A 262-nucleotide genomic window follows, 5' to 3' on the forward strand; every position below is an offset into this window, starting at 1 on the left:
AGTTATTAAAAGTTACTGAAAGTTATTTAACTAACACAATAGTTATTGAGTAACCTTGAATTTGCTGTTTTCACTAGTTTGGGTAACTCCTTTAGTAACTGGCTTACGTTCGTTTAAAGTAATTCCTGTAATAAACGTTTTATTTCCAGTTCCCTTTGTTTTTCCGAATCCTTTTGTCTCTAACCTGCGATAAAATGATCTATTACCTAAACTTCGTTCACCAGAATTAAAGCACCATCTTTCATAAACGTTGTATAATTAT

At 30.9% G+C, this 262-nt stretch carries 1 pseudogene; it reads right to left on the bottom strand.

Annotated elements, in window-relative coordinates:
• Positions 1–42: 42 nt before the first annotated feature.
• Positions 43–258: pseudogene (locus JDS99_RS32915) on the bottom strand (DNA primase family protein); the annotation flags it as partial.
• Positions 259–262: the final 4 nt, after the last annotated feature.

The organism is Bacillus cereus group sp. N6, assembly GCF_016483705.1.
Taxonomy (GTDB): Bacteria; Bacillota; Bacilli; order Bacillales; family Bacillaceae_G; genus Bacillus_A; species Bacillus_A wiedmannii.